This window comes from Candidatus Synechococcus spongiarum SH4, assembly GCF_000586015.1.
Classification (GTDB): Bacteria; Cyanobacteriota; Cyanobacteriia; order PCC-6307; family Cyanobiaceae; genus Synechococcus_B; species Synechococcus_B spongiarum_F.
Map to the genome: position 1 here is coordinate 1 of NZ_JENA01000254.1, position 2,305 is coordinate 2,305.

The following is a 2,305-nucleotide window of genomic DNA, read 5'->3' on the forward strand; positions in this document are numbered from 1 at the left end:
TGTGGTCCCTGGACAGGCTGTTTTGTGCGTTGGCTACGGGAATCCGAGGGGCTGGGCCTGGTGTGGTGTGGGGACACGGCCCTGGAACTGGCCTGCAACTGTCCCCCCCGGAGCCGCCCTGACGACCCGCTCACCGTCAGTCTGCTGGAGGTGAATCCCGAGCGGGGGATGCTGCGTCTCCAGGCCCGAGCCGCTCAGGCTCAGGACTCATAACCGGAAGACGAAGGTGGTCCCAGGACAGAAGAGAGACAAGATGGGCACAGCGGGGGCGCCGCTTTTCTTCACCACCCGCTCAGGCCTGCCGGCGCCAACCTTGATCCGCCGGCTCCCAACTGCTGAGTTCTTCCGGGTGGAACCAGAGGCCGATCTCAAACCGGGCGCTCTCGGGACCGTCGGAGCCGTGGACCACGTTGCGGCCAATGTCCATCGCCAAGTCCCCGCGGATGGTCCCGGGGGCCGCCTCCAACGGCTTGGTGGCGCCAATGAGGACACGGGCGCCGGCAATCACCCCCGCCCCCTCCCACACCATGGCCACCACCGGGCCGGAGGTGATGAACCCCACCAGCCCAGGGAAGAAGGGCCGCTCCCGGTGAATCCCGTAGTGCTGCTCCGCCAGCGACCGGCTGGGGGTCAACAGCTTGAGGCCCACCAGCTTGAACCCCTTGCGCTCGAAGCGGCCCAGGATGTCCGCCACCAATCCCCGCTGCACCCCATCCGGCTTGACGGCAATGAACGTGCGCTCCTCAGCCATGGTCAATCCCACAAACGGCAGCCATGCTCCATGGTGGCGGACCCTTTGGCAAGGGCTATCCGCCCAGGAAACCCTGGGGAAACGCTGACTTGCCCATGGGGTGGAAATGCCCACTCCTGGAAACCAGACGGATCCCGTTCAGCCGTACTTGGAGCCCATGGCTGAAATTCACGGCGCCGGCAGCGCCACCAGTGAGACATCCTGGAATTTGCCAGTTAAAAGATTGATGAATCGCGAGGCTTTGTCCTACTTGGCCAGATGGTGGACATCTATCTCAACGATATCATCTGCTGGCGCGGCATCCCTGAAAATATATGGAACTATGTAATCGGTGGCTATCAGGTGATTAAAAAATGGCTCTCCCACCGAGAAGAAAGTATCCTGGACCGACCACTCACCAAGAAGGAAGCCCGCGAAGTGACCGCCATGGTGCGACGGCTAACTACTCTGGTTCTTCTCGGGGATTCGCTTGAGCCAACTACAGATCATGTCGAGACCAAGCCTATAGCTGGCCAACCAATTGATCATTCCTTCCCAGGGGATGTGCATATACCTGGGTAACCAAAAACACCATGGTGGACTTTACCCATTCCCGCCCTGGCATATGACCACGCCCAAGCAGACTGCACTGAAAGGCGTCTGTTGTCAGTGCAGTGATTCCCTGAATTCCCCGTAGGTAGTGCTACTCCAGCGGACTGGTGGCAGCCTGCTATTCATGGGTTTTGCCTTCCTCGGCCTTGGCAGCGGTCACTTGCAGAAACTGGGCAGGCGTTACAATTTCCATTTCGCGAAATGGATTGAGCACGAGCAGATCAGCATCTCCTGTGACGATGAATGTGGCCTTGCCGTTGATGGCCGCCTCCAGAACTTTGTCGTCTTTCGGATCACGGCATACTCGCACCGTCTCGGTAATGGTGATCAGGTCTGATTCCCGCATCAGGGATCCAAGGAACACGTCCCGCTCTTCTCGGGTAACGTAGCGGTCGAACCTGTCCCGACCAAGTACACGGCTCAATTCCTCCATCAACGCCCCGGAAACCAGAATCCTTCCCTGGTCCAAGGCCCGGATAAATGCCCGCCCGGGTATGGAATCATTGAAGAGTAAAGCGCTGACCATGACGTTGACGTCGAAAACGAAACCGGTCATTCGTCGGTCAGGACAGACTGTAGGATTTCCGGGGTCAGGCCACGCCGTTGCGCATTGCGGCTGATATGAAGCATTGTGTCCCTGAGTGACGTGCCGGCTGTTGTCACGTCACGCAAACACAAATTGACCAGCAAATCCAGTTTACGGCGCTCATGGTCAGAAGCCGAACGGTAGCGTTTGGCCACGTCGGAATCAACCGACACGGTGATTTGTTCCGCCACGACTGCTCCTTCAAGGTGAACGTCTTCAGGCTACCAGCAAGTGGCCAATCAATTGGCCACACGTCTTTCCCCTTCAAGAGGAAATTGGTGACGGCCACGGGTCGCCGTCCAAAACGGGGTCCAGGCGGCCGTCCCGCCCCCTGGGCCGCCTCCTTCCTCCGCGCCCGCTGGAGCCGCTTTTCTTTA

Annotated in this window: 4 protein-coding genes and 1 pseudogene; 2 read left to right on the forward strand and 3 right to left on the reverse strand. The window is 59.3% G+C overall.

Annotated features, from left to right (window positions below; translation table 11 throughout):
* Nucleotides 1-213: pseudogene (locus BG35_RS13260) on the forward strand (hypothetical protein); the annotation flags it as partial.
* A gap of 79 nt (nucleotides 214-292) precedes the next feature.
* Here the strand turns inward: BG35_RS13260 and ndk are convergent.
* The gene (gene ndk, locus BG35_RS0109325; RefSeq protein WP_025782606.1) at nucleotides 293-751 is read right to left on the reverse strand and encodes a nucleoside-diphosphate kinase; all 459 of its coding nucleotides are present in this window, start codon (nucleotides 749-751) and stop codon (nucleotides 293-295) included.
* Between the two features lie 258 nt (nucleotides 752-1,009).
* Here ndk and BG35_RS12890 point away from each other — a divergent pair, with 258 nt between their 5' ends.
* Nucleotides 1,010-1,312, forward strand: coding sequence for a type ISP restriction/modification enzyme (locus BG35_RS12890; RefSeq protein WP_161632599.1), 303 nt, complete (start codon nucleotides 1,010-1,012; stop codon nucleotides 1,310-1,312).
* 148 nt (nucleotides 1,313-1,460) lie between these two features.
* Here the strand turns inward: BG35_RS12890 and BG35_RS0109330 are convergent, their stop codons facing one another.
* Both BG35_RS0109330 and BG35_RS0109335 read right to left on the reverse strand, forming a co-directional pair.
* Nucleotides 1,461-1,898 (reverse strand): putative toxin-antitoxin system toxin component, PIN family, encoded by a 438-nt coding sequence (locus BG35_RS0109330; protein ID WP_025782607.1) that lies wholly within the window; start codon nucleotides 1,896-1,898, stop codon nucleotides 1,461-1,463.
* The gene (locus BG35_RS0109335; protein WP_025782608.1) at nucleotides 1,895-2,119 is read right to left on the reverse strand and encodes a hypothetical protein; all 225 of its coding nucleotides are present in this window, start codon (nucleotides 2,117-2,119) and stop codon (nucleotides 1,895-1,897) included. Before BG35_RS0109335 ends, BG35_RS0109330 begins: the two co-directional genes overlap by 4 nt.
* Nucleotides 2,120-2,305 lie beyond the last annotated feature (186 nt).